The 24,904-nt window shown below is 42.2% G+C and carries 19 protein-coding genes; all 19 read right to left on the bottom strand.

Annotated features, from left to right (window positions below; all coding sequences use genetic code 11):
- Position 1 precedes the first annotated feature (1 nt).
- Entirely contained in the window at positions 2–472 is a 471-nt protein-coding gene (gene rpsG, locus HXT39_RS01460) for a 30S ribosomal protein S7 (RefSeq protein WP_012914396.1), read from the bottom strand.
- A 3-nt stretch (positions 473–475) separates the two neighbouring features.
- Entirely contained in the window at positions 476–847 is a 372-nt protein-coding gene (gene rpsL / locus HXT39_RS01455) for a 30S ribosomal protein S12 (RefSeq protein WP_003813881.1), read from the bottom strand.
- A gap of 267 nt (positions 848–1,114) precedes the next feature.
- Positions 1,115–2,353: a cell division protein FtsQ/DivIB gene (locus tag HXT39_RS01450; RefSeq protein WP_004108502.1), complete on the bottom strand. Its 1,239-nt coding sequence runs from the start codon at positions 2,351–2,353 to the stop codon at positions 1,115–1,117.
- Positions 2,354–2,405: 52 nt separating this feature from the next.
- On the bottom strand, positions 2,406–3,968 hold the full coding sequence (murC, locus tag HXT39_RS01445; RefSeq protein ID WP_102703202.1) for a UDP-N-acetylmuramate--L-alanine ligase: 1,563 nt from the start codon (positions 3,966–3,968) through the stop codon (positions 2,406–2,408).
- Positions 3,968–5,167, bottom strand: a complete 1,200-nt coding sequence (locus tag HXT39_RS01440) for a UDP-N-acetylglucosamine--N-acetylmuramyl-(pentapeptide) pyrophosphoryl-undecaprenol N-acetylglucosamine transferase (RefSeq protein WP_076003024.1) — start codon at positions 5,165–5,167, stop codon at positions 3,968–3,970. The genes murC and HXT39_RS01440 overlap by 1 nt, the downstream gene beginning before the upstream one ends.
- Before the next feature lie 50 nt (positions 5,168–5,217).
- Complete coding sequence (locus tag HXT39_RS01435; RefSeq protein WP_233186349.1) at positions 5,218–6,429, bottom strand: peptidoglycan glycosyltransferase FtsW; 1,212 nt, start codon at positions 6,427–6,429, stop codon at positions 5,218–5,220.
- A gap of 469 nt (positions 6,430–6,898) precedes the next feature.
- Positions 6,899–8,500 carry a UDP-N-acetylmuramoyl-L-alanine--D-glutamate ligase gene (gene murD, locus HXT39_RS01430; protein ID WP_102703203.1) on the bottom strand — a complete coding sequence of 534 codons (1,602 nt, stop codon included), beginning with the start codon at positions 8,498–8,500 and terminating at the stop codon, positions 6,899–6,901.
- 24 nt (positions 8,501–8,524) lie between these two features.
- The gene (gene mraY, locus HXT39_RS01425) at positions 8,525–9,628 is read right to left on the bottom strand and encodes a phospho-N-acetylmuramoyl-pentapeptide-transferase (RefSeq protein WP_004108513.1); all 1,104 of its coding nucleotides are present in this window, start codon (positions 9,626–9,628) and stop codon (positions 8,525–8,527) included.
- A gap of 78 nt (positions 9,629–9,706) precedes the next feature.
- On the bottom strand, positions 9,707–11,296 hold the full coding sequence (locus HXT39_RS01420) for a UDP-N-acetylmuramoyl-tripeptide--D-alanyl-D-alanine ligase (RefSeq protein WP_102703204.1): 1,590 nt from the start codon (positions 11,294–11,296) through the stop codon (positions 9,707–9,709).
- Positions 11,297–11,387: 91 nt separating this feature from the next.
- Positions 11,388–12,413: a hypothetical protein gene (locus HXT39_RS01415; RefSeq protein WP_004108517.1), complete on the bottom strand. Its 1,026-nt coding sequence runs from the start codon at positions 12,411–12,413 to the stop codon at positions 11,388–11,390.
- A 42-nt stretch (positions 12,414–12,455) separates the two neighbouring features.
- Positions 12,456–14,297, bottom strand: coding sequence for a peptidoglycan D,D-transpeptidase FtsI family protein (locus HXT39_RS01410; protein ID WP_012914402.1), 1,842 nt, complete (start codon positions 14,295–14,297; stop codon positions 12,456–12,458).
- Complete coding sequence (locus HXT39_RS01405) at positions 14,297–14,920, bottom strand: hypothetical protein (RefSeq protein WP_102703206.1); 624 nt, start codon at positions 14,918–14,920, stop codon at positions 14,297–14,299. Before HXT39_RS01405 ends, HXT39_RS01410 begins: the two co-directional genes overlap by 1 nt.
- A gap of 1 nt (position 14,921) precedes the next feature.
- Positions 14,922–15,947, bottom strand: coding sequence for a 16S rRNA (cytosine(1402)-N(4))-methyltransferase RsmH (gene rsmH, locus HXT39_RS01400; protein ID WP_033888517.1), 1,026 nt, complete (start codon positions 15,945–15,947; stop codon positions 14,922–14,924).
- A gap of 11 nt (positions 15,948–15,958) precedes the next feature.
- Positions 15,959–16,771, bottom strand: coding sequence for a division/cell wall cluster transcriptional repressor MraZ (mraZ, locus tag HXT39_RS01395; RefSeq protein ID WP_102703207.1), 813 nt, complete (start codon positions 16,769–16,771; stop codon positions 15,959–15,961).
- 729 nt (positions 16,772–17,500) lie between these two features.
- A complete protein-coding gene (glnA, locus tag HXT39_RS01390) occupies positions 17,501–18,838 on the bottom strand; it encodes a type I glutamate--ammonia ligase (protein ID WP_004107357.1) in 1,338 nt (445 codons plus the stop codon).
- Between the two features lie 198 nt (positions 18,839–19,036).
- Positions 19,037–19,759 (bottom strand): hypothetical protein, encoded by a 723-nt coding sequence (locus tag HXT39_RS01385; RefSeq protein ID WP_102703208.1) that lies wholly within the window; start codon positions 19,757–19,759, stop codon positions 19,037–19,039.
- An 81-nt stretch (positions 19,760–19,840) separates the two neighbouring features.
- Positions 19,841–23,407 (bottom strand): DNA polymerase III subunit alpha, encoded by a 3,567-nt coding sequence (gene dnaE, locus HXT39_RS01380; protein ID WP_102703209.1) that lies wholly within the window; start codon positions 23,405–23,407, stop codon positions 19,841–19,843.
- A gap of 46 nt (positions 23,408–23,453) precedes the next feature.
- Positions 23,454–24,392, bottom strand: coding sequence for an RluA family pseudouridine synthase (locus HXT39_RS01375; protein ID WP_102703210.1), 939 nt, complete (start codon positions 24,390–24,392; stop codon positions 23,454–23,456).
- Entirely contained in the window at positions 24,385–24,879 is a 495-nt protein-coding gene (locus HXT39_RS01370) for a signal peptidase II (RefSeq protein ID WP_102703211.1), read from the bottom strand. The genes HXT39_RS01375 and HXT39_RS01370 overlap by 8 nt, the downstream gene beginning before the upstream one ends.
- Between the last annotated feature and the right edge of the window lie 25 nt (positions 24,880–24,904).

Here is a 24,904-nt window from a genome sequence, read left to right as displayed (position 1 = left end):
ATTACCAGCGATAGTGAGCAAAAGCCTTGTTTGCTTCTGCCATCTTGTGGGTATCCTCGCGGCGCTTCACGGAAGCACCCAAGCCATTGGAGGCATCGAGAATTTCGTTGGCCAAGCGCTCAGCCATAGTCTTTTCACGACGAGCGCGTGAGAAGTCAGTAAGCCAGCGGAGGGAAAGAGTGTTTGCGCGAGCAGGCTTAACTTCGACTGGAACCTGATAAGTTGCACCACCAACGCGGCGAGAACGAACCTCAAGATTTGGACGAATGTTATCAAGAGCGCGCTTCAATACAGAAACTGGCTCCTGCTCGGTCTTTGCCTTCACCTGCTCAAGAGCGGTGTAGACGATGTTTTCTGCGATGGACTTCTTACCATCGAGAAGGATTTTGTTAATCAACTGAGCCACGACGGTCGAGCCGTAGATTGGATCAGGAAGCAGTTGATGCTTTTTTGCAGGTCCTTTACGTGACATGTTTTACTTCGCCTTCTTTGCTCCATACAGGGAACGACCCTGCTTGCGGTCCTTGACACCCTGGGTATCTAATGCGCCACGCACGATGTGGTAACGCACACCTGGGAGATCCTTCACACGGCCACCACGCACGAGCACGATGGAGTGCTCCTGCAAGTTGTGACCTTCGCCTGGAATATAGGCGGTTACTTCAATACCAGAGCTGAGGCGCACACGAGCAACCTTACGAAGCGCGGAATTTGGCTTCTTAGGAGTGGTGGTGTATACACGGGTGCATACGCCACGACGCAGCGGGCTACCCTTCAAGGCCAAAGTCTTTGACTTTTTCGGCTTGGCCTGACGTCCTTTACGGACAAGTTGTTCAATCGTAGGCAACTTAAGTTCTCCGATTCATTGTTATCTTCTATTTGGTGAAAACCGCCACACTGCAGCACACCATAACCAAAGAATCGGTTAAAGAGTAAAAGCCACAGTCCACCGGCCCGATGGCCCTCGCGCCTCCAGCCACACATTACTGCGCGCTATCTTTGGCACTTGGGATATCCCAACCAACACGCCTATAACATAAGGCACGTTGTTGGCACACACAAATTGCTATTATACACCTAATCTTGACAATGCAATTAATAAAGTTTTAAAACCCTATTTAAGAATTGGACGCACAGGAGCAGACACATCTAAGCTGCGTTTATTGCCAATTTTACTAGGATCATCAATAATCTTGGCAACAATAGCTTTCTTTAACTCAATCTGAGACGAATTGCCCCATATGATAGTTTTTTTAACATCCCCTAATTCTGTTTCGACAGAATCTTGAGTTTTTGCACTAACTTTCGTAACTCTAGCTCGCAAAGATTCCGAAAGTGAACTAACAATTTTTACAGCTTCAAGTACCGCTCTATTATTCAAACTTCTTTGCACATTTGAAACTTCGATAACAGGTATTCCTTGCGTTGGAACTTGAGCTACGGCATTTAACACGCGACCTTTAGCGTCAACAGCAGTTAATTTATTGCTATCTCGAGTTTTGAGCATTGCTGCAGGACGTTGCGCATGTACAGAAACATGCAAACCATTAGGGAAATTCTTAGAAACTTTTGCTTCAGTTACACCAGGAATATCGTTAAGTTGGTTAATTACTTCTTGAGAAGAAACTAAAAATAGCGATTTACCAACCTGAGTTGACGCAATTGAAGCAATTTTTTGCTCACTCACCCACTCGTTAGAACCAGAAATACTTATATCGTTAGACTTAAGAAGAAAAACTGGCGAGAAGAATAAAAACCAAACAATCGCTGAAACAGAAGCAATCACTGCAAGAATTGCAAGAATTCGTTTAACAGTAAATTGCAAATAAGCAGATTTACGTTCTTTCAAACGCTCTCGAAAATTAATTATTCTAGGACGAGTAATCATTCCAAGAGAACCAGAAGTTTGACTTAAAGTTTTTCTTACAAAATCAAGCTTCGGCAAAAGTCTAGCGTCAACAAACTTACCTTGATGATTTTTTTCATTGATATCAGCTACTCGTATTTGCGATGTGTTTTGGCTGATTATATGCCTTTGAAAACGCTGGTCTTTGCGCAACGACGAAGCAGATCTAGGTTTAGAAATATGAATTTTTTCATCACGCGTTTTTTTGATACTAGATTTTTTTATATTAGATTTTCCGATATTAGATTTCGCACCACGAGCTACACCACTACGCAATTCATTATTAAGCAATTCAGCACTACGAGACGCACTGCTACGAGACGCAATGCTGCTGGATTTATTACTACGAGACTCTTCAGTACGCGCAATATTAAGACTTGAAACGGTACGACGATGCGAATTATTTGCATCAGCATCGTACGATTTGCTTGACCTCACGCGACCCATAATTACCTCTCGTAATAATCTATTTATATTTTAATCGCTTAATTTCAAAGCACTACAATGCTTCTAGCATAACAGACGTCATAGCAGTAATACTTCCTGCACCAACTGTAAGCAGCACATCACCAGATTTTGCACGCAAAGTCAGTTTCAACGCAGCTTCGCGCATATCGTCAACCGCTTCAATTTTTACATCAAGATTCTGCGATTTTGCAGCTTTAACAATAGTTTCAGCATTAATATTTGGAAAATCTTCCTGCTTTTCGCGAGCTGGGAAAATTCCTGTAACAATTACATCGTCTGCAAGAGCCAAAGATTTTGCAAACTCATTAGCAAAAGCCTGCGTTCTGGAGAACAAATGAGGCTGAAACAGCACGCGAAGAGTAGAAGAAGTGTACTTTCTTCGAGCAGCGCGCAATAATGCAGCTATTTCAGTTGGATGGTGAGCATAATCGTCCACAACTGTCACACCATCAACACATCCACGAATATCAAAACGACGAGACGCACCTCGGAAGCTTTCTGCACTACGAGCCGCATCTTCTGGATTCATACCGAGCAATACTGCAGCAACAATAGCTGCAGAAGCATTAAGCGCATTATGCAAACCTGGTATTAACAAGCTAACTTGCACCTTATTCGAACATTTAGCATGTTCATCCAAAATTTTTTCTGGCAATACAAGCGTAAACATTTCTCGACCACTTACAGCTTGCTCATTTTCATGCTCAATACTTGCGAACATGGCTAATTTTTGTACGCGCGAGCTGACTTTTAGGCTCCAAGTATCCAAATTACCGTAAGCAATTGTTTTGTTTAAAATATTATCCGGCATAGCTTCAAGTACTTTTCTAGCACCTTCGTCTTCTGCACAAATTATTACGTTATTAACAGCATGACTTACGTGCTCAACAAATGCTTCTCTGTATCGTTCACTAGAGCCATAATGATCCAAGTGATCTGCTTCAGCATTTGTTACGATTGCAATACTTGGGCTGTATTTTTCAAAACTTCCGTCAGATTCGTCAGCTTCAGCAACCATAACAATTCCATTGCCAGCATGACCGCCGTCTAAAACTGTTCCGTCTGCAGCTTGAATAGATCCGCCGATTGCGTAGCTTGGATCAGCCAAATCGCCTACTGCAGCCACAGTTAATATATGAGAAAGAAGTGAGCTAGTAGTTGTTTTTCCATGCGCTCCAGCAACAGTCACGCCAGTTTTTGCAGATAATAATAACGCAAGAATATCGCTGCGATGAACAAGCTTTATGCCGCGCTCATGTGCTGCCATAATCTCCGGATTGCTCGGTTTAATAGCGCTTGAATACACGAGTACATCTGCATGCTCAACGTGTGAAGCACTTTGTCCAATTTCTACTTCAATACCTAATTCTTCCAAGCGTTGAGTGTGATCATTTGCTTCGCGATCACATCCACTTACGCTTACCCCCTCTTCATGCAACATTTCTGCCAGAACACTCATTCCAGCTCCACCAATACCAATAAAATGCACTCGACCTAATTTTGAAATTGTTTGCGAATCATCAAATGCTGATTTTACTGGGTTTAAATCAATATTATTATGAAATGAAGTTGTATTGCTATTAAGATTAGTCATTACTTTCTGCCTTCTTTTGCGATTTCAAGAATATGCTTCGCCATAACGTCTGCAGCATCACGAATACCATAATTCCAAGATTTAGTACGCATAGCTTGTAATTGCTTTTTGTTTTGCAATAAAGCTAATCCTTCATCTATAAACCACTTTGCATTGAAATCAGCATCATTTACCATTACTGCTCCCCCTGCATTTACTACAGGCTCAGCATTGAAACGCTGCTCGCCGTTGCCAATAGGCAATGGCACGTATACAGCAGGTAAGCCAAGTGCAGAAATTTCTGCAACCGTTCCAGCTCCTGCACGACATATAACTAAATCTGCACAAGCAAAAGCCCAATCAATACGCTCTAGATATTCTGCAATATGATAATCGCCACAGCCAGCATGCTCTGGTTTAATATCGTTTATTTGCGATTCGCCTACTTGCTTTGCAACTATATTTCGCACTTCTTCCGCTTTTGCGCGACCAGTTAAGTGAATTACTTGCGCATGTTTTAAAATATCTCCTGCTGCTGCAGCAACAGCTTGATTTATGCTTTTTGCACCCAAAGATCCGCCAGTAACAAGAATAATTGGACGTTTAGGGTCAACGCCAAGTTTTTGCGCACCTTCAACGCGAGCGGAATCATAATCTTTTTCTAATCTTTCACACAATTGAGAAATAGCAGGTCTAAGAGGTAAACCAACTCTTTCAACTTTGACACCTTTTCGTGTGCGCAAATCAGTATTCCCATAAACTGTTCCAACAGCATCAGCCCAACTTGCGCCCAAGCGATTTGCCATTCCAGATTTAGCATTCTGCTCGTGAATCACAATAGGAATATGCTGCGCATGAGCTTGAGAATATACTGGAGCAGAAGCATAGCCACCGAAGCCCACTACTATATCTGCTTTTCTAGCGGCTAGTATATTTCGCACTTTGCGTTTTTCGCGCATCCATCGAATTGGAAACTTAATTGCATCTAGATTTGGCTTACGCGGGAACGGCACTTTTTCTATAGTGTCAAGTTCGTACCCTGCATTCGGAACAAGACTTTTTTCCAAACCAACTTCTGTGCCAATTACACTAATTAACGCTTCAGGATTGAGCTTTTTAATAGCGTTTGCGACAGAAAGCAAAGGATTGACATGACCTGCAGTGCCCCCGCCTGCAAGAACAATATGCACTTCATGCTCAATAGCATTATCAAATTTCATTTCACTACCCTTGTTATAACTTTCATATTATAAAAAGTTGTAAATACTTACTACTTCGATATAGTAAGTTGCGGATTGGAACGCATAAGACCATCAGCTACGCCAATTGCGACCAAACACATAACAAGCGAAGAACCACCTGCGGACACAAACGGCATAGGCACTCCCATAACCGGAAGTATTTGCACAACAACAAGAATATTAACTAATCCTTGGCCTACAATCCACGTTGCAATACACATTAATGTGATTGAAATAAATTGCGATTTCGCTTTTAATGCTGAAGATAGTATGCACCAACCAATAATTACGTATAGCAAAATCACTGCTGCTGCAACCAAAAAGCCCATCTCTTCGCCAATAATAGCGAAAATAAAGTCATTGTGAGCGTAAGGCAAATAATTCCATTTTTCACGAGAGTTTCCGATGCCAACGCCTAATAGTCCACCAGAAGCCATTGCATATTGAGCGTGAATTGCTTGGAAACAAACGCCTTTAGCTGATTTTGCATCACATCCGTGCAAAGTAGCAAGAATACGTCGCATACGATTTTGGCTTGTTAAAACCAAAAGAGCAACCATTATGCAAGCAATAAATATGCTTCCAACAAGCCATTTTGTTGGGAATCCACCTAAGTAGAAAGCTATAAGTGCAATAAGAATAATAATTAAAGCAGTACCAAGATCCTTACCTGCAATAACAAGCAACAACGATACGCCAAGTCCTGCTGCTACAGGAATATACGCGCGCATTTGCACACGCTCATATGCTTGTTTTGCAGCAATCAAAGCTACTGGAAGCCAAATACATAATGCAAGTTTTGTAATTTCTGCAGGCTGCAAAGTCATAGGGCCGAAAGCAATCCAACCAGCATTACCATTAACTTCACGTCGTAAACCTGGAACAAATGTTAAGAACTGTGCAATAACAGAAATAATGTAAATAACAGCAACGTATCGTCTATAAACTGTAACTGGAAGTCGAGAAGCGAAAATATAGCCAATTAAGCCTAAAACGCAATACATTGTTTGGTTTACGCCTTGACCCCAAGGTGCAATTCCGTAGGTGATCATAGTTACTGAAGAACTAGAAAACACCATAAATAAGCCGAAAATCGACAGTATAACCACTGATACTCTCATGCCGTATAAGCACCACAGTGGGTTAGTTAAACTGCGCAAGCCAACGTATTTCTTTAATTCTGAATCTTGAGTTTTGCGCTCTAACGAGTTTTTTGAGTAGTCTTTTTTCGAGGAAAATATTCCAGATACAGTATGCGCTAATTTTGCGTATTTGATTGACTTTGCCGGCTTTGCTGTATTTGCTGGCTTTGCTGTATTTGCTGGCTTTACTGTATTTGCTGGTTTCGCTAGCTTTGCTGGTTTCGCTGGTTTCGCAGCTTTCGACTTCTTTACATCTTTTACAAATTTTACAGATTCATTTAAAGAAGAACCTACAGATTTGCCAACTTTAGTAACAGAACTACTTACGGACTTACTTACAGACTTTCCTACAGATTTGCCTAATTCCTTACCCGCTTTGCTTGCATACGCTCCTGCTTTGCTTACGGACTCGCCTACTTTACTTGCTGAAGTTCTAATAGATTTTTTAAAAGATTCAAATTTTTGCTTTTGGGAAGAATGAGAAGAATCTGAATCTGTTTCAATATGATCTTCCATAATAACTTCTGAGACTTTGCACGCTAATGAACGCAAAAACTTTTTAGGCTTATTACTGTTGAATACCATGATTATGCACCCATCGTTGAGATTCTTTAGCAAAACGATTGCCGCGATCGGCGTACGAAACAAATTGATCCATAGAGGCACAAGCAGGAGCAAGCAGAACAACATCACCAGGCTTAGCATAACGCCCAGCAGCTTCTACAGTTTGACGCATAACAGCCTCACCGAATGAAGAATCAGGATTTACAAGCGAAGTATTCTCAATATACTCACAAACTAAGTCATCAACGCAATCATATGATTTAGCGCAAGAACCATCTTGTGAAACAATAGTTACTGGAATGTGAGGAGCTGAACTGTGAAGAGCTTCAACAATTGGACGTTGATCTATTCCAATAACAACAACTGCTTTAATCACATGAAGTTGGTTTGCAATTAAATCTTCAAAATGACCACCTTTAGCTAAACCGCCAGCAATCCAAACAACCGAATTATTAGCAAAACTAGCTAAAGATGCACAAGCAGCATGAGCATTAGTTGCTTTAGAATCATCTACAAATCTAATACAATGCGAAGGATTTTCATCTTCAGACATCAAAGTCGCAACTGTTTGAATGCGATGACCTCCAGGAGCAAACTCGCGTAAAGCACGAACTGAAGAATCTACGTCACCAGTTAAACCTAAAGCTAACGCTAACGCAGTAAGAGCATCAGCTAATAAATGCGGATACACACTGCCATCAGGCTCGCACAGATGTTTTAGCTCACGCAATTCGACAATAGGTTTTAGAGTGCCTTTAGTTCCTCCAGCAACACCGCTGTTATCTACAATCCAACCATCTTTTACGCCAATTTCACCATCTTTAGGCTCTTCTAACGTAAAACCAATCTTTTTACAGCCATCAGCAACTTGTGCACAATCTGCCAATTTGCTTACACGCTCATCTTGAGCATTGTAAACCAAAGCTTTTTGCACATTATTAAATACTTTTGACTTGTCACGAGCGTACGCTTCCATGCCACCATGCCAATCTAAATGATCAGCAGCAATATTAGTAATAGCAGCACAATCAAGAGCTAAAGAATCAGTGAAATGCAATTGGAAAGAGCTTAATTCAACACATAAGGCATCATGCTCACATTCCAAAGCAGCATGTGACACAGACTTTCCAATATTTCCCACAGCTGGAGCATTTAATCCGCAAGCGGTTAGCATTGCAGAAGTCATTTCTGTAGTAGAAGTCTTACCATTTGTGCCAGTAACGCCAATCCAATAAGCAGGTTTATTCGTGCGCTGAGAAGGTACGCGCAAGCGCCATGCTAATTCAACTTCGCTCATTATTGGAATATTGCGCGATGCAGCTTCTTGCAAAAATGGCGTGCGAGGGTTAAATACTGGAGATGTAACAACAGCATCGATTTTAGACCAGTCTATTGCTGAAAAATCATGTATATCGGCATCAGGCTTATTTTCGTCTGCAGTCACAGGCTCAGATCCAACAGCGCACAAAACCTCAGCTGCGCCACGACCAGAAACTCCAAGACCTGCAACTAATACACGCTTAAAAGCAAATGCTTTATCGCTTGTGCACGACTTACAAGTAGATTCAGACGAAACAGATACTTCATTGCCATCGACAATATTCATATTGAAGCCTTCCAATTTTTGAAATTAAATAAGCAAGCCAGAATGCCCTGCCCAATCGGCGTAGAACATCATAAGTGCAGAAAGCACAAACATAAGCTCAATCATCCAGAATCGCACAACAACCTTAGTTTCCGTCCAGCCGAGCAATTCAAAATGATGATGAATAGGAGCCATTTTGAACACACGCTTATGCGTAGCTTTAAAGAATCCAACTTGAATAACGTCACTTGCAGCTTCCATTACAAATAATCCACCCAAAATCACAGCCAAAAACTCTGTGTGAGTTGCAATAGAAAGAGCTGCAAATAATCCGCCTAAAGCCAACGAACCAGTATCTCCCATAAATACTTGAGCAGGATTCGAATTAAACCACAAGAATCCAAAGCAAGCAACAGCAGCACAAACAGCAATAATAGTTAAATCGAGAGGATCAGAAACAGCGTAAGAGAATCCGAAATGACCGCCTCCGCGCACATGGTAGCTTTCCCAGAAAGCAATCAAAGCGTAACCAGCAAAAGCAATCATAGAAGATCCAGAAGCTAAACCATCAAGTCCATCAGTCAAGTTTACAGCGTTAGACCAAGCAGCAATAAGGAAATTAACCCAAACAATAAATACTACAATTCCTACACCGTTGCCGAGTATAGAAAAATCAAAAAATGGTTTTTCAATAAAACTCATTCCAGGTTGAGCGCTAGCAATACCAGATTGAGTTGGCAATAGCAATGACAAAAGCGCGTAAATACTTGCAAAAATAATTTGACCAGTAAACTTCGCATGTACAGAAAGACCAAGATTCTGCTTTTTACGAACCTTAGCAAAATCATCAATAAAGCCAAGCAAACCCATTGAAAGCATTGCAAACAGCACCAAAACAGCAGACCATGAAGGCGAGCGACCAACAGAAACATATCTATAAAGAGCAGAAGCAGCCCAACCTGCTACTACAGCAAAGTTAATAACAACACCGCCCATAGTTGGCGTGCCGCGCTTTACTAAATGAGATTGTGGTCCATCTTGGCGAATGTACTGACCGTAGTGCAAACGATGCACTAAACGAATAAGCAAAGGCGTGCCAACAATCGTAACTACGAGCGACACCACAATTCCTACAATAAGCGCAATCACCGCTTAACCTCCGTTTACTGTTCCGTTTGCTATAATACTTAATTTATTAATTTCACACTTATATTGAGCATCGAGCAGTTAAATATTTGCCCAATGTTCAGCAAGCACACTCAAGCCTGAAGCATGAGAGCCTTTCAATAACACAACACTACTCGGATGCTCGGCCACAATTTTCCAAACAATATCATCAGCCTCATCCGCACTGTGCACAAAGTAGACTGCATCGTGAGAAGAAAGTAGTTTATTCTTCCAAGAAGAACGTGCACCTTGAGCAATACAGTGAGCTAATTTATCTAAGTCAGAGTCCGTTTTTGAACCAACAGCAACAACTGCATCGACACTCGAATTTGCCACATATTCTCCAATATTTGTGTGCAATTCATCTTCGTTGCTGCCAAGCTCCAACATAGAACCAAGAACCGCTATACGGAAAGGTTTCGAAGATGCACTACAAGAATCATTTTCATAGGCGCACAAACCATCGATTCCTGCTTTCATAGAATCAGGATTTGCATTAAAGGAATCATCAATAAGTGTAAATTTCTCGTCATTCTTAGAAACTGTACTCAATTGCATGCGATGCGGGCTAATATGCGAAACTTTAGACAGCACAGAAGCAATATCATCTAAAGTCATTCCCAAATATCTAGCAACATTTGCTGCTGCAAGCGCATTCATAACATTATGCTCGCCTTGTATAGCAAGATGCACTTCAATATGATTCATTAGATCAGAAGAATTACTACGTTCAGTGGTAGTAAAAACTGCTTTACCAAAAGAATCTAACTTTATATTACTAGCTGAAAGTTGGTAGTCATCTTTACTAGCTGATTCCAGCAATCCGTTTTTAACATTTCTACCGAACCAGCGCACATGCTTATTTTCTACAAGACAAGACATTGCAGAAACTCGCTTATCGTCGGAATTTAATACTGCTATGCCATGTGGCAAAAGCCCACGCACAATCTCACTTTTTGCTTGCGCAATGCGCTCAACTGAGCCAAATTCACCTAAATGAGCCACACCAACTTTAAGCACTATTGCGAGATCCGGAGGAGCAATATGAATTAAATTGGCAATTTCGCCAACATGATTAGCTCCCATTTCTGCTATTAAAAATCGAGTATTACTGCCAACTTGCAAAGCAGTAAGAGGCAAACCAATATTATTATTAAAAGATCCAACAGGAGCAACTGTTTCGCCTAGCGTGCTCAACAAAGCCTTCAACATATCTTTCGTTGTTGTTTTGCCAACGGAACCAGTAATACCAATAATAGTGAAAGGTTTGTTAAGATTGCGGCGAAGTTCCAAATTATGTTTAGCTAGCAAGCCCAGCGCTTCTATAGAATTATTCACAACTATTTGATTGAGATTAGTGCCTTCGACAACATGTTCAACAATAGCTACAACAGCTCCAGATTTTTCAGCATTCTTTACATAATCATGACCGTCAACATGTTCACCAACTATAGCTACGAACACAGAACCGTTACGGATTTGACGAGAATCACTAAAAACGGAATTTGCAACTAAATCTGTGTCACAACTATTAAACTCGTGTATTTCCCCATGAACAGCTTTAGCAATTTCGCTTATGCTCATAGGCATCATATCGGCATGATCTAAACTCTCAGCATTGCTGGCACACGAAGTTTCAACACAACTCATAACATCCTCCAAATTAGCCACATAATTAAAAGCTCTTAAACAAAACTCACGCAATTAATTTATTTGAAAACTCGAATGAAATCAGCATAATTCAGTGCAGTTCATGCGAAACTCGCAGCGCACTTTTAATAGTCCCACGACGAACACCAGCAGCTAACACCATTGCAATAGATAATGAAAGATGCCGCTGCACATCATTGCCACCAATTTGATCCGCTAATTCAGCTAATTCGTCAGACTCAGCCGATCTAGTAACACAATAAGCGTGCTCTCTTCCAGAAAAACCATAACGTTGACGCAACGCATAAAAACTCATGCCGGTTGCATATGCCGGGTAAAGCGGTGAAGAAGATGCCTTTGCACTAACTTTCACATTTGAGGCTGCATCTTTAGATTCAGAATTAGTATCAGAACTATCTTTAGACTTAGCATCAGATTGAGAATCAGACCCTGCGCCAGAATTGCTTTCATTCTGAGTTTGCTCAACGCCAAGAACATCAATACTGACGGATTGTAACGCGTTCTTAGCTAAAGTTGCAGAATTAAGTGCAATAACAACAGCTGCAGCACCATCTTCTGCACACACAGATAAAGCATGCTGTACATCTGCAATATTTAAAGGATATTGCAAAGACAATTCGCGCTGCAATGAAGTAGATCCAGCATCACTAATAACACCAACAGGGTTGCCTAACATATGCAAAAAATCAGCTAATCGCAAAACATTAGCATGGATCTCATCATCATCGTCACCAGCAATCGCAAATATTGCAACGCATGAAGAAGGATCTGCATTAATATCACAAGCAAGCTTGCCCAAAGCAACTGGATTAGCAGAAGAAACAAGCAAAGGCAGACCTAAATCTGCAGCCTCACCACGAAATTCTGGTGAAACTAATGCAGCATATGCCCCAGCATCACGTGCAGCTTCAAGCTGACGACGATCGATATGACCAATTGGCACAAATAATCCACCAGGACGCACATGACGCACATCATGAGCAATAGAAGTAATAGTTACCTCTGAAGCAAACGCAGGAACAACTTCAAAACCATAATTTTTTGCAGCAAAACCTAGCGTCACTCTAATTCTAGAGTATTCATCAACCGCACTCATTGCACACCCTACTTTATAGATAACAACATTGTAATGCGTACACTACCAATTCACAGGAACAGGATTTGTGCGTGGAGAAGAAGCTGGAATATCATACTTTTGCATTAAGAATTCTCCAATAGTTTTGAACAGTGGACCTGCAGTCATACCACCATAAATACCTTGTGGATCACGCAAAACAACTGTTATGACGAAGCGAGGATTATCCGCTGGTATAGCACCCGACCAGTCGCTGATTGTAGAGCTAAGTTTACCATCAGCGCCAGCAACTTCAGCTGTACCACTCTTTGCAGCAACACGATAACCATCGACACCAGCAAATCTGTGATAATGCTCACCAGAATTTTCCAAAGCATTCATCATTTGTGCAGCAACATTTTCATCCAAAACGCGCGTTCCTGCAGGACGAGGAGACTTCGTAACTCTACCATTAGAATCTATAACGGATTTAACTATTGACTGACGCAACCTAACGCCTTTATTTGCAATAGTTGCAATCGCATTAGTAAGCTGCAAAGCATTCACAGCATAACCCTGACCAAACAGAACGGTATCTTTCTTACGACCATCCCAAGCTTGAACGCTAGGAAGCAAGCCACAAGATTCTCCTTGCAAATTCAATCCCGAGTACTGACCAAGACCAAATTTATAAAGATACTCATAGCGTTTATCTATCGGATATTTTTCACCAGCCATAACCATACCGACGTTAGAAGATTCCGAAAGAATACCAGCTAATGTCCAACGCTCAACACCATGGCTAACAGCATCATGGAATGCTTGACCGTTCTTATTAAGAGTATTAGGAACAGCAAATTTATCAGTAAGCTTATGCGCACCAGTTTGTAACATTCCAGACATTGAGAAAGCTTTACCAATAGAACCAGGCTCAAAGGTTTGGCTTACAGCTCTAGAAACATTCACCTTAGCTTGCGTTGTTCCAGCTTTAATCTCATCAGTATCTTCCAAAGCAAGTATTTCGCCAGTACGAACATCTTGCACTATTGCAATACCCCAAGTTGCATGATATTTTTTCTTGCCATCAAGCAAAACTTTTTTAACATACCAATCGACATCGCTATCGATTGTGAGCTTAACATCACTTCCGTTGATTGCAGGCTTAGATTCAGTTACAGTACCAGGAATTTTCTCATTTCCTGCATTATTACCTTGATAACGCTGATATCCGTCCACGCCATTCAAAGTTGCATCTTTAGTAAATTCAAGACCAGTAACACCAACCTCACCTTTACGATCTTTAATATCTTTACGATTAACTTCATCGGCATTAGCAACAGCACCAATAACAGATCCAAGAATAGGTCCGCTTGAATATACTCGTTCACTACTGTTCTCTGCATAAATACACCCAGAAAGATTCAAATCGTCAATGGCACGTTTCATTGCAGGAGTCACGTTACGTTTCAATAAAACGTAACGACCAACGCCAGCCAGTTTTCCACCAAGTTCTACAGAACTCATGTGCAAAATCGGAGCAAGCAAACGGGCGACCGCCACAGCGCCCGTGCCTTCTACAGGCTTGCCATTAAGCATATGACAGTTATGCTCGGTTTGTTTTGTGCAAGGAGTCGGAACAAAAGCCTGAGCATTAAGTGGATCTCCAATAATATTAAATCGCTCAACACTTTGAGCCAACACAGCACCATTAGCATCAAGTATGCGCCCACGACGTGCAAGAATTGGTCGCACACGACTACGCTCAGCCTGAGCTGCTTGTGCAGTTGAGCGAGCATTAATAATCTGTATAAAACTTAGCTTTACTATTGCACCAACACCAATTAACGCAAAAACAATTGCAATTACGGTGCACTTACGCGCAAATATCTGCTGAGGAGCGAAACGTTGTTTGATTAAGTGGCGCATCAATGTTTCTCCTGTTTTGCTTTCTGTTGATATTGACGATTTTGTTGGTCTTGTTTTTGAGTTTTATTTGAGTTATTTGTTTGTTTTGAGTTATTAGTTTGTTTTGAGTTATCGGCTTGTTTTTCGTGCTTAGTTTTCTCAGAATGACTATGTTTTCGTTTTGCTGCATAATCACTCAAGTCAATAGAAATAGAACCTTGTTGCGGAACCATTCCCATTCGTTGCGCTCTTGCAGGAAGTTCAGATTCCAAAGTATCTAATTTCGCTTGACGAGCTTCCACATCCTGATGCAAACGAGAAATACGCATCTGTACTGCAGTTTGGTCGAAGGAAATCTCTGCCATTTGCGTACGCAAAAGAAGCGAAGTCAACAACGTAACAACCATAAAAATCACAATAATCATGCAATTCACAAGAGGTACTTTGCGCGTATTGCTCCATGTCATAACCTTGCTGAATCGTTCAAGCACAGCAGAAGATTTACGTTGAGATGGGTTAAACACCGAAGGAGCAGAATTATGTACGTATTCTTTACGAGTCGAATTATCTTTAGTACGACCAGCTGGAGCTGAAGCAGAAGACGCAGAAGAGCGCAAAACACGATTTTGCATGTTCAATACCATGTCAGCGACCTCCTTTTATAGCTTTACGACCAGCCGCCTCATCTTCAAGCCTTGGAATCCAACGCTCCGGGATAGGGCGGCATAATTCGACAGCGCGCAAACGAACTGAAGAAGATCTAGTGTTATGAACAATTTCTTCTTTAGAAGCTTTCATAGCTCCGCGAGTAAGAGCTTTAAAGAACGGCTGAGCATCATCAGGAATAACAGGCATGTTTGCAGGAACATCAACTGTTAATCCTTGATTCATAAAACGTTTTACAGCTGTATCTTCCAACGAATGATAAGATTCAACAACTAAGCGACCATGCTCACGAAGATGTAAAGCAATTTTAGGAAGAGTACGGCTCAATTTATCTAATTCACCGTTCACTTCAATACGCAAAGCTTGGAACACTCGTTTTGCTGGATTTCCAGTAGCGCGATGAGCTTTCGGAATTACAGAGTCAACTAAGCTAACCAACTGACCCGAAGTAGCAATAGGCTCCGTAGCACGAACTTCAACAATACGACGAGCAATAGGAGAAGCAAAACGTTCTTCACCATACTCTCGGAAAATTCTAGTTAATTCTCGAGAATCATAAGTAGCTAAAATCGTTGCGGCAGTAGTTGCTTGCGTCGTATCCATACGCATGTCAAGTGCTGTATCGTGAGAATAAGAAAAACCGCGATCAGTTTCGTCAATTTGCAAACTTGAAAGACCCAAATCCATAAAAGCAGCATCAATACGGTCAATGCTGTTTTCTTGTAGCACTTCATCAATCTCATCGAATGCTGCATGTGCAGGAATAAAACGATTCTCGAGACCTTCGCTGCGCATTCTTTGCGTTGCTAACGAAAGTGCTTCAGAATCACGATCAATACCAATAAGTGTTGCAAAAGGCGCAGCTTTAAGAAAAGCAGTCGCATGACCAGCAAGGCCTAAAGTGCAATCTACTACTATTGCGCCTTTGTGTTGCAAAGAAGGAGTAACTAAATCAACACAATCTTGCAATAATACCGGTGCGTGAATAGCTGTAATATCTTTCATAGCATCAGTCATCACATCACCGCCGGAAGTACATCGTCAGCAATATCTGCATAACCTTGCTCACGATCGGCAAGATATTCTTCCCAAGCAGACTTATTCCAAATCTCTGCACGCGTACCAACACCAATAACAACAATTTGATCGCCCAAATTGGCGTAATCTCTTAACATTGGCGGCACAACAATGCGTCCCTGCTTATCTGGCTCTTCATCAACAGCACCAGAAAGGAACACACGAAGATAATCGCGAGCTGACTTATTGCTCATAGATGTGCTCTGAATTTGCGTTGCCATACGCTGGAACTCAACCATAGGTAGCACGTAAACACAATGCTCCTGACCGCGAGCCATAACAAAACCAGTCCCGAGCTGAGAACGGAATTTTGCAGGAAGTGCAACACGACCTTTATCGTCAATTTTTGGAGTATAAGTGCCTAACAAAATAGGTGTTGCTGGATGAGTTGACACAGCTTCTTGATATTGAGAAGCATAAAAAGGTGCAACTGGCATAGCTGCAGCTTGTGCAGACGAATCAGCAGCGCCGGACGGAGTGGAGGTGAAAACCGGTGCTGGCATATATTGCTGCATTGCTGGCATAACAGTTGAAGGCATACCATAATAACCCTGAATTGACTGCTTAGACTGTACAGGTTGAACAGGCTGAACGTATTGCTGCTGAGACACTTGTGAATCTTGCATTTGCAGTGGCATCTGCGATTGCTGAGAAACATTTGAATCAGCAGCTTGTTGAGCCTGATTTATGGAATGCGAAGAGGAAGAATTGGCGTTATTGCGCGGTTGCTTATCAGCAGCACGACGTGCCATACTCCACCTCCTTAACTCAACATGTACTATGCCATTTACACGTTGTTCACCATTTTACCCCATTCCTCCCCAAAAATCCCCACTTTTTTACAAAATTTTTGATTTTTTTGAAGCAAACCACCAATAGAAAACAAAAGACCCTCACGCAGCGCGACGACCTGCCTGAGCGCTGCGATTTAGCGCGCGAAGGCAACTCGGAGCGCCGAGCTTGCTCAGAGTTGAAAGCACAGTGTGCTTTCACCGCAAGCGAGGTCTGCCTTCGTCTCGATTGACGAAGGCAGGGCAGAGTTGCGTGGTTGCGCTTTAAAAACTAGGTTGTGGTTAGTGTGCGCTGACGACCTGCCTGAGCGCTGCGATTTAGCGCGCGAAGGCAACTCGGAGCGCCGAGCTTGCTCAGAGTTGAAAGCACAGTGTGCTTTCACCGCAAGCGAGGTCTACCTTCGTCTCGATTGACGAAGGCAGGGCAGAGTTGCGTGGTTGCGCTTTAAAAACTAGGTTGTGGTTAGTGTGCGCTGACGACCTGCCTGAGCGCTGACATTTAGCGCGAAGGCAACTCGGAGCGGAAACTCGCTAAAGTTGGAAGTCCAGTGGACTTCCAACGCGAGTTTCGTAAGCGAGCGCGTAATCCGCGCGAGCGCAATCTGCAGCAGTGTCCCAAAACATCAAACAAAAGGCCCTAACGCAGTACAGTTTCTGCGTTAAGGCCTCTAAAGTACAAAGTCACTCGCGTTACAAACGCGGCAAATACTTCTCAAGCTCAAAAGGCGTAACCTGACGACGGTACTCTTCCCACTCTTGATGCTTATTGCGCAAGAAGTACTCAAAAGCGTGTTCACCTAATACGCTTGCAACGAAGTCCGAGCGCTCCATAATCTTTAGTGCTTCATCCAAGGATTCCGGCAATGGCTGAATACCCATTGCTTGACGCTCAGCATCAGTAAGCTCCCAAACATCGTCGCTAGTTGGATCGCACAAAGTCATTTGCTTTTCAATACCATCCAAACCGGCAGCAAGAAGCACAGAGTAAGCAAGATACGGATTCGCCACAGGATCTAGCGCACGGAATTCCATTCGGCAAGAATTGCCTTTACCAGGCTTGTATTGCGGCACACGCAGAAGTGCAGAACGGTTGCTATGACCCCAGCAAACGTAGCTAGGAGCTTCCGCACCACCCCACAAACGCTTGTAAGAGTTCACATATTGATCAGTTACAGCGCAAATTTCTGAAGCATGATGCAAAATACCAGCCGCAAATTGACGCGCAATAAGAGACATATTAAATTCTTGACCTGCCTCATAAAAAGCGTTCGTGTCACCTTCGAACAAACTCAAATGCGTATGCATACCCGATCCAGGCTGATCAGTTAGCGGCTTTGGCATAAAGCTTGCATACATTCCGCGCTCAAGAGAAATTTCCTTAACTACAGTGCGGAAAGTCATAATATTGTCCGCGGTAGTAAGAGCATCTGCATAACGCAAGTCAATTTCGTTTTGACCAGGACCGCCCTCGTGATGCGAGTATTCTACAGAAATACCCATTTGCTCAAGCATACTAACTGCACTACGACGGAAATCCATAGCCGAACTTCTAGGAACGTGGTCAAAATAGCCACCCTCATCAATCGGCACAGGAGCTTTGGACCAATCATCTTGAGCTTCAAACAAATAAAACTCAATTTCCGGATGAACGTAGAAAGTAAATCCTTTTTCTTTCGCTTTTGCGAGCGCAGTCTTCAAAACGTGACGAGGGTCTCCCAGTGAAGGCTCTCCGTCTGGAGTTAGCACATCGCAGAACATGCGCGCTGTGCCTTCTGGACCTCCATGCCATGGAAGAATTTGGAACGTCGACGGATCCGGCTTCACAATCATATCGTCTTCTAGGACGCGAGTCATGCCTTCTATTGCTGAGCCGTCGAACCCTATTCCCTCTTCAAAAGCTGCTTCTAATTCAGCAGGGGCAATAGCAACGGATTTAAGCGTGCCTAAGACGTCCGTAAACCAGAGTCGAATAAAACGCACGTCTCGCTCTTCAACAGTACGTAGAGCAAACTCTTGTTGTCGATCCATAATAAACCCCTTGGGTATCATCCGGTTGTATGCATAGCCACACACATATGCATATTCACGTGCAATTGTAGTGTATTATTTCGTATTGCGCTTCATATGTTGAGCTTATCTGCAATGAATTTACGTAATTGTAATGAAATTTCTACTTTCTAACGCAACTTCTTCAATTTAATATGCCAATTAATTGCTTAATTATTTTTACTTTCTTTTGCCATATTTTTGGAATAGCTCGTACGCGTTCGCATCGCTCAAATCGTCACTATTGGACATTTCTATATTTTGTTTCGAAATAGTTTCAACTGTTTCCATGCCAATAGCTAAATCTTCTACTGTACGCGACCACACAGCTAATGCCATAGGCGCAACTATTTCTTGCGGTTCGCAATTATATTCGTAAACTTTTGCAGTTAATTTATCAGCTCTATTTGTAATGAGCATAACATCCATTCCACGGAAGAAATCAACAAATTTTTGCACTGCTTCTTCCGGCTCATTGCCGTCCAAATTTTTTAATACTGCAACAGCACCTTGCTCTTCATCGAAGCATCGTGCTGAAACACTAGCCATTTTGCAAAAAGCAGCCAGTAACTGAGCAGGCTGCACATACGTAATCATTAACGCAACTTTTGCTTTATTTCCAAGCAAACCTTGCAAATCTTCTTCAAAATTAGCTTCTTCAATATTGCGCATAGCTTGATCAAGAAAATCATTTTCTTGATTATCGTCGCTTTTTTGGTTATTTTCTAAATTTTCGCTATTTAAATTTTCTTGCGACTCTTCTTTAAATTCACGTTCAAATCCAGCGAGCGCATTATCTAATTCCGCATCAGTAAAAGAAGTGCGCACAGAATCGTCATTGTTACGCTCACCATCATTTTTACGCTTATCGTCACTGTTACGCTCGTCACCGTTGTTTAACATATTCGTTATTTCCTCCTCTTTCAATGTAATCCTTAAAGCATACCTAGTTTTATATTTTATCAAATCAGTAGTGCATATTTTCTACGCGCTAGGCAAACAACTAGATCCAAAAACAATTTTCATTTCAGCAAACAAAGAAGTATCTCGTTTTACGCGGAAACGATCTCCAAAAGTAAGAACTTGCGCCTTGCCTGTATCGTCGACAAGAGCCAAGCGCACTTCACAGCAGCCTGGATGTCGGCTCAAAATATTACTTAATTGCGCAACACGACCTTTATCTAGAACTTTACGAGGAATAACAACTGTTAAAGGTCTCTCATCCACTGATTCAAGAGTTGGTATTTCAAACTCTGTAGCACGCATGGAAACAGTTTCATCACGCACTTCAACTTGTCCACGAATACGCACAACTTGATCAATTGCAAGTTCTTGCGCTGAAGCTTCGTACACTTTGCCAAAGAACATGCATTGTATTGAACTTTCCATGTCTTCAACTGTGACAATCGCCCAAGCATTACCTTTTCGAGACACTCGCCTATCTACGCTCGTAACTAGGCCTGCAATAGTTACTTGCTGACCGTCGCTCATAGTTCTTGCTCTGTCGATCAGTTGAGCGATTGACATCTCACGTAAATCTGCCAAAACTGCAGACAATCCGCTTAGTGGATGATCAGAAACGTACAATCCAAGCATTTCTCGCTCAAAATTAAGCTTTGTCTTTTTATCCCACTCTTCAACATCAGGTACAGTAATTTGCATATCTCCCATACCGTTGTCGTCATCCAAGTCAGAAGACGAATCAAGATCAGCAAATAAATCAAACTGACCCTCTGCCTGCTTCCGCTTAAGCGCAATCACAGAATCAATTGCAGGATCACAAATTTGAAACAGCGCACGACGATTTGAATCAATAGAATCAAAAGCTCCAGCTTTAATAAGCGACTCTACTAAACGTCGATTAAGTGCACTAATAGGAACACGTTGTACAAAATCCATAAAGTTTACGAAACGTCCGCGCTCACCTTCACGCTCAGTAATAATATCGTTTACTGCTTTGTCTCCAACGTTACGAATAGCACCCAAACCAAAGCGCACAACATCTCCAACTGCAGAATACTCAAGAACAGACTCGTTTACATCAGGTTGCAAAACTTGAATACCCATGCGCCTTGCCTCGCCCAAGTACAGTGCAGTTTTGTCTTTATTCGTACGTTCGTTTTGAAGCAAAGCTGCCATAAATTCCACAGGATAATGCGTTTTTAGGTATGCAGTCCAGTAAGAAATCAAGCCATAAGCTGCAGAGTGAGCTTTATTAAACGCGTAACCAGAGAACGGAACCAAAACATCCCACACAGCTTGTGCAGCTTCTTCAGAATATCCGTGAGCTTTCATACCTTCAAAGAATGGCACCTGCTCTTTTGCCAGCACTTCCGGCTTTTTCTTGCCCATTGCTCGACGTAACACATCTGCTTTACCAAGACTGTATCCTGCTAAAATACGCGCTGCAGACTGCACCTGCTCCTGGTAAACAATTAAACCGTAAGTTTCGTCCAAAACTTCCTTTAACGGCTCAGCAACTTCTGGATGAATAGGGATAATATCTTGCAAACCGTTCTTGCGCTTAGCATAATTCGTATGCGAATCCATATCCATAGGACCAGGCCTGTAAAGTGCAATCAAAGCCGAAATATCGTTGAAATTATCCGGTTTCAAAGTACGTAGAAGCGCACGCATACCGTCGGAATCAAGCTGGAAAACGCCTAAAGTATCACCCCTAGAAAGCAGTTGATAAGTAGCTTTATCGTCTAACGGAATCTTAGTATAATCAATCGGATCCTTCCCATTATTTTCGATATTTCGCAAAGTATCGCGAATAACTGTCAAGTTGGAAAGACCCAAAAAGTCCATTTTTACAAGACCGAGCGTTTCACAAGTGTGATACTCAAAAGTTGTAGTAATAGTACCGTCAGTGCGCTCTAAAAGTGGCGAAGTGTTTGTGATTGGCTCCGAGCCCATGATTGTTGCACAAGCGTGCACACCTGTTTGACGAATCAAACCTTCAATGCCCTTAGCTTCTTCCGTAATGCGATGAGTATCTGAATCCGTGTCGTACATTTCGCGAAACTCGCGCGCTTCAGCGTAACGTTTTGATTTTTCGTCGAAAATATCGTGCAAGCTCATATCTTTGCCGTTTTTAGCAGGAGGAAGAACTTTCGTAATTTTTTCGCCTACTGAAAACTCGTAGCCCATAATACGCGCAGAATCTTTAAGAGCTTGCTTCGTTTTAATAGTTCCGTAAATAACGCACTGAGCAACTTTATCTCTACCGTATTTTTCGCCCACGTATTCAAGAACTTTGGCCCTGCCATCCGGGTCAAAATCAACGTCAATATCTGGCAAAGATACGCGCTCCGGGTTTAAGAAGCGTTCAAAAATCAGACCATGCTTCATAGGATCAAGCTCTGTGATGCCCATTGCGTACGCAACCATAGCGCCTGCAGCAGAACCACGACCAGGACCTACCATTACGCCATGCGCTTTAGCCCAATTAATATAATCTGCAACAACTAAAAAGTATCCGCAGAATTGCATTTGGCAAATCACACCGCACTCGTAATCAGCCTGCTTTAAAACTTCCATTGGAATGTTGTTATTGTAACGACGCTCCAAACCTTCCTCGACTTTTTTAAGGAATAGCGAAGTCTCATCCCAACCTTCCGGGCAGTCAAATTGCGGCATAAAAGCGCCATCTTCGCCGTCGTCGAACATAACATTGCATCGACGAGCAATCTCAAGCGTGTTATCGCAAGCTTCTGGAAATTCTTTAAAAAGCTCACGCATTTGCTCAGCGGACTTCAAATAGTATCCTGAACCGTCAAACTTAAAACGGTCAGGATCGTCCAAGCGCGAGCCGGAATTAATGCAAAGCATAGCATCTTGCGCTTCACGATCTTCTTCATGAACGTAATGCAAATCGTTCGTTGCAAGAAGAGGTGCGTTAAGTTTTTTTGCAATTTCAAGCAAGTCTTTAGTTACGCGCGTTTCAATAGAAAGCCCGTGATTCATAAGCTCAATAAAGAAATTGTCACGCCCGAAAATATCTTGAAACTCGCCAGCTGCTCGTAAAGCCTCTTTGAACTGACCTAAACGAAGACGCGTCTGGATAATTCCAGAAGGACATCCTGAAGACGCAATTACACCTTTTGAGTAGGTTGAAAGCACGTCTTTATCCATACGTGGGTAGCGCATAACTCTACCCTCAAGATTCGCCACAGACGAAGCTTTAAGAAGATTTGTTAAGCCAGTATCGTTTTCCGCCCACAAAGTCATATGCGTAATTAAACCGCCGCCAGAAACGTCATCTGCACGCTGATCTTCCGTGCCCCAATGCACGCGACTTTTGTCTTGTCTTGCTGTTTCCGGAGTAACATACGCTTCTATACCAATAATTGGCTTAATTCCAGCTTTTACAGCCGTACTCCACATTTCGTACGCGCCGTGCATGTTGCCATGATCCGTAATAGCTACAGCCGGCATGCCTAATTCTTTAGCGCGCGCCACTAAATCAGGTATTTTTGACGCACCATCTAGAAGTGAATAATGCGTGTGATTGTGTAAATGCACAAAATTGGTTTCCGGCTGAGTCATAAAAGATATTCTATAAGCGAAAGTTGACTGAAAAAATGCAAAAACGTTACTTTAATAATGCTCGCATAGCTTCTAACGCGTGTTGCAAATCAAGAGGATAATGTGACTTTACTGTAACAGCTTTACCGGTTCGAGGATGTGTAAAAGTAAGTTCCATAGAATGCAACCATTGACGTTGCAACCCAAGTTTTTGAGCCAAAACTGGGTTCGCTCCATACATTGAATCCCCAACCAAAGGGTGACCTATAGACGAAAAATGGACGCGTATTTGATGTGTACGACCAGTTTCCAAATTAACGCTTACTAACGTTGCTTGACTAAAACGCTCAAGCACATCCCAGTGCGTAACAGCAGGCTTGCCGTCAGAAGTAATAGTAAAACGAAAATCAGATACTTTTGCGCGACCTATAGGAGCATCAATAGTAGCTTTATCTTGCGCTAAATCTCCTTGAACAAGCGCATGATACGTTTTTTTAACGATATGCTTTGCAAACTGATTTTTCATTACTTCATAAGCAAAATCTGTTTTACAAACTAGCATTAATCCGCTTGTTCCAACGTCTAATCTGCTTACGATTCCTTTGCGCGATTCGTCGCACAGCGTTGTTTTTATATCTATTCCAACAGCTTCTAGGCATTCTGGAACTGTCGGCCCACTCCATCCCTTTGCTGCGTGAGAGGCAACTCCAACAGGCTTATCTATTACAACAACATCGTCGTCATTATAAATAATTGGAATATTACATACAGAAGATTCATTATTTTGCTCTTCTTTTTGTTCTGCACTTTCTTTTTGATCGACAACAATCGTATCGCCATCTTGCAAAATGGAGGATTTTTGCGATTTTCTACCTAAGATTTTCGCTTGGTTACGCTCAATAAGAGATATCGCACTTGCACGCGAAACTCCCATTAGTTTTGATAAGCAAACATCAAATCTGCAGCCGGAAAATTGGCTTGTAACGTTAAAGCAAATATCACTCATCGGCATGCTCGAAAAGAGGAATCCCAATCAAAATAAGGCATACGACTGCGATTCCTGCAAACATAAGCTCAATATCTGCAACGTTCCCAACAGACCAACCGTAGTTTATAAAATCTACGACTTTGCCATTCAAAAAACCTTGAGCATATTGCGCTCTATCAATGAGGTTTCCAAAAGCTCCAGCAAACGCTAGAGCAAACGCAATAGTCCAATACAAAGATTTTGTGTGCTTAATAGCCGCTATCATGGCACCACAAGCAGCACAAGCTAATACGCTAATAACCCATGTAAAAGAAGAACCTAAGCCAAATGATGCTCCAGGATTTCGTACAAGAGTTAAAGAAAGCAAGTGCGGCACAAGCTCAATGTTTTTCCCGTCACTAAGCGTCGCCAAAGCCCAAAGTTTTGTTATGCGATCTAGCACAACACCAATAAAAACAATTAGTGCAAAAACGGCTACGCGAGTACGTAGCCGTTTCACACGCACATCTCTATGCGTCAATATTTATCCG

It is taken from the genome of Gardnerella sp. DNF01159 (assembly GCF_049244215.1).
GTDB lineage: Bacteria > Actinomycetota > Actinomycetes > Actinomycetales > Bifidobacteriaceae > Bifidobacterium > Bifidobacterium swidsinskii.
This window is presented reverse-complemented; position numbering and strand designations above follow the sequence as displayed.

Coding starts and splice junctions, on each gene's coding strand:
- HXT39_RS01410 (WP_012914402.1), bottom strand. CDS start 14,297: ATGCGCCACTTAATCAAACAACGTTTCGCTCCTCAGCAGATATTTGCG.
- HXT39_RS01375 (WP_102703210.1), bottom strand. CDS start 24,392: ATGAGTGATATTTGCTTTAACGTTACAAGCCAATTTTCCGGCTGCAGA.
- rsmH (WP_033888517.1), bottom strand. CDS start 15,947: ATGAAAGATATTACAGCTATTCACGCACCGGTATTATTGCAAGATTGT.
- rpsG (WP_012914396.1), bottom strand. CDS start 472: ATGTCACGTAAAGGACCTGCAAAAAAGCATCAACTGCTTCCTGATCCA.
- glnA (WP_004107357.1), bottom strand. CDS start 18,838: ATGGATCGACAACAAGAGTTTGCTCTACGTACTGTTGAAGAGCGAGAC.
- HXT39_RS01385 (WP_102703208.1), bottom strand. CDS start 19,759: ATGTTAAACAACGGTGACGAGCGTAACAGTGACGATAAGCGTAAAAAT.
- mraZ (WP_102703207.1), bottom strand. CDS start 16,771: ATGGCACGTCGTGCTGCTGATAAGCAACCGCGCAATAACGCCAATTCT.
- dnaE (WP_102703209.1), bottom strand. CDS start 23,407: ATGACTCAGCCGGAAACCAATTTTGTGCATTTACACAATCACACGCAT.
- HXT39_RS01440 (WP_076003024.1), bottom strand. CDS start 5,167: ATGAAATTTGATAATGCTATTGAGCATGAAGTGCATATTGTTCTTGCA.
- HXT39_RS01415 (WP_004108517.1), bottom strand. CDS start 12,413: ATGAGTGCGGTTGATGAATACTCTAGAATTAGAGTGACGCTAGGTTTT.
- HXT39_RS01420 (WP_102703204.1), bottom strand. CDS start 11,296: ATGAGTTGTGTTGAAACTTCGTGTGCCAGCAATGCTGAGAGTTTAGAT.
- murD (WP_102703203.1), bottom strand. CDS start 8,500: ATGAATATTGTCGATGGCAATGAAGTATCTGTTTCGTCTGAATCTACT.
- HXT39_RS01405 (WP_102703206.1), bottom strand. CDS start 14,920: ATGGTATTGAACATGCAAAATCGTGTTTTGCGCTCTTCTGCGTCTTCT.
- HXT39_RS01450 (WP_004108502.1), bottom strand. CDS start 2,353: ATGGGTCGCGTGAGGTCAAGCAAATCGTACGATGCTGATGCAAATAAT.
- murC (WP_102703202.1), bottom strand. CDS start 3,968: ATGACTAATCTTAATAGCAATACAACTTCATTTCATAATAATATTGAT.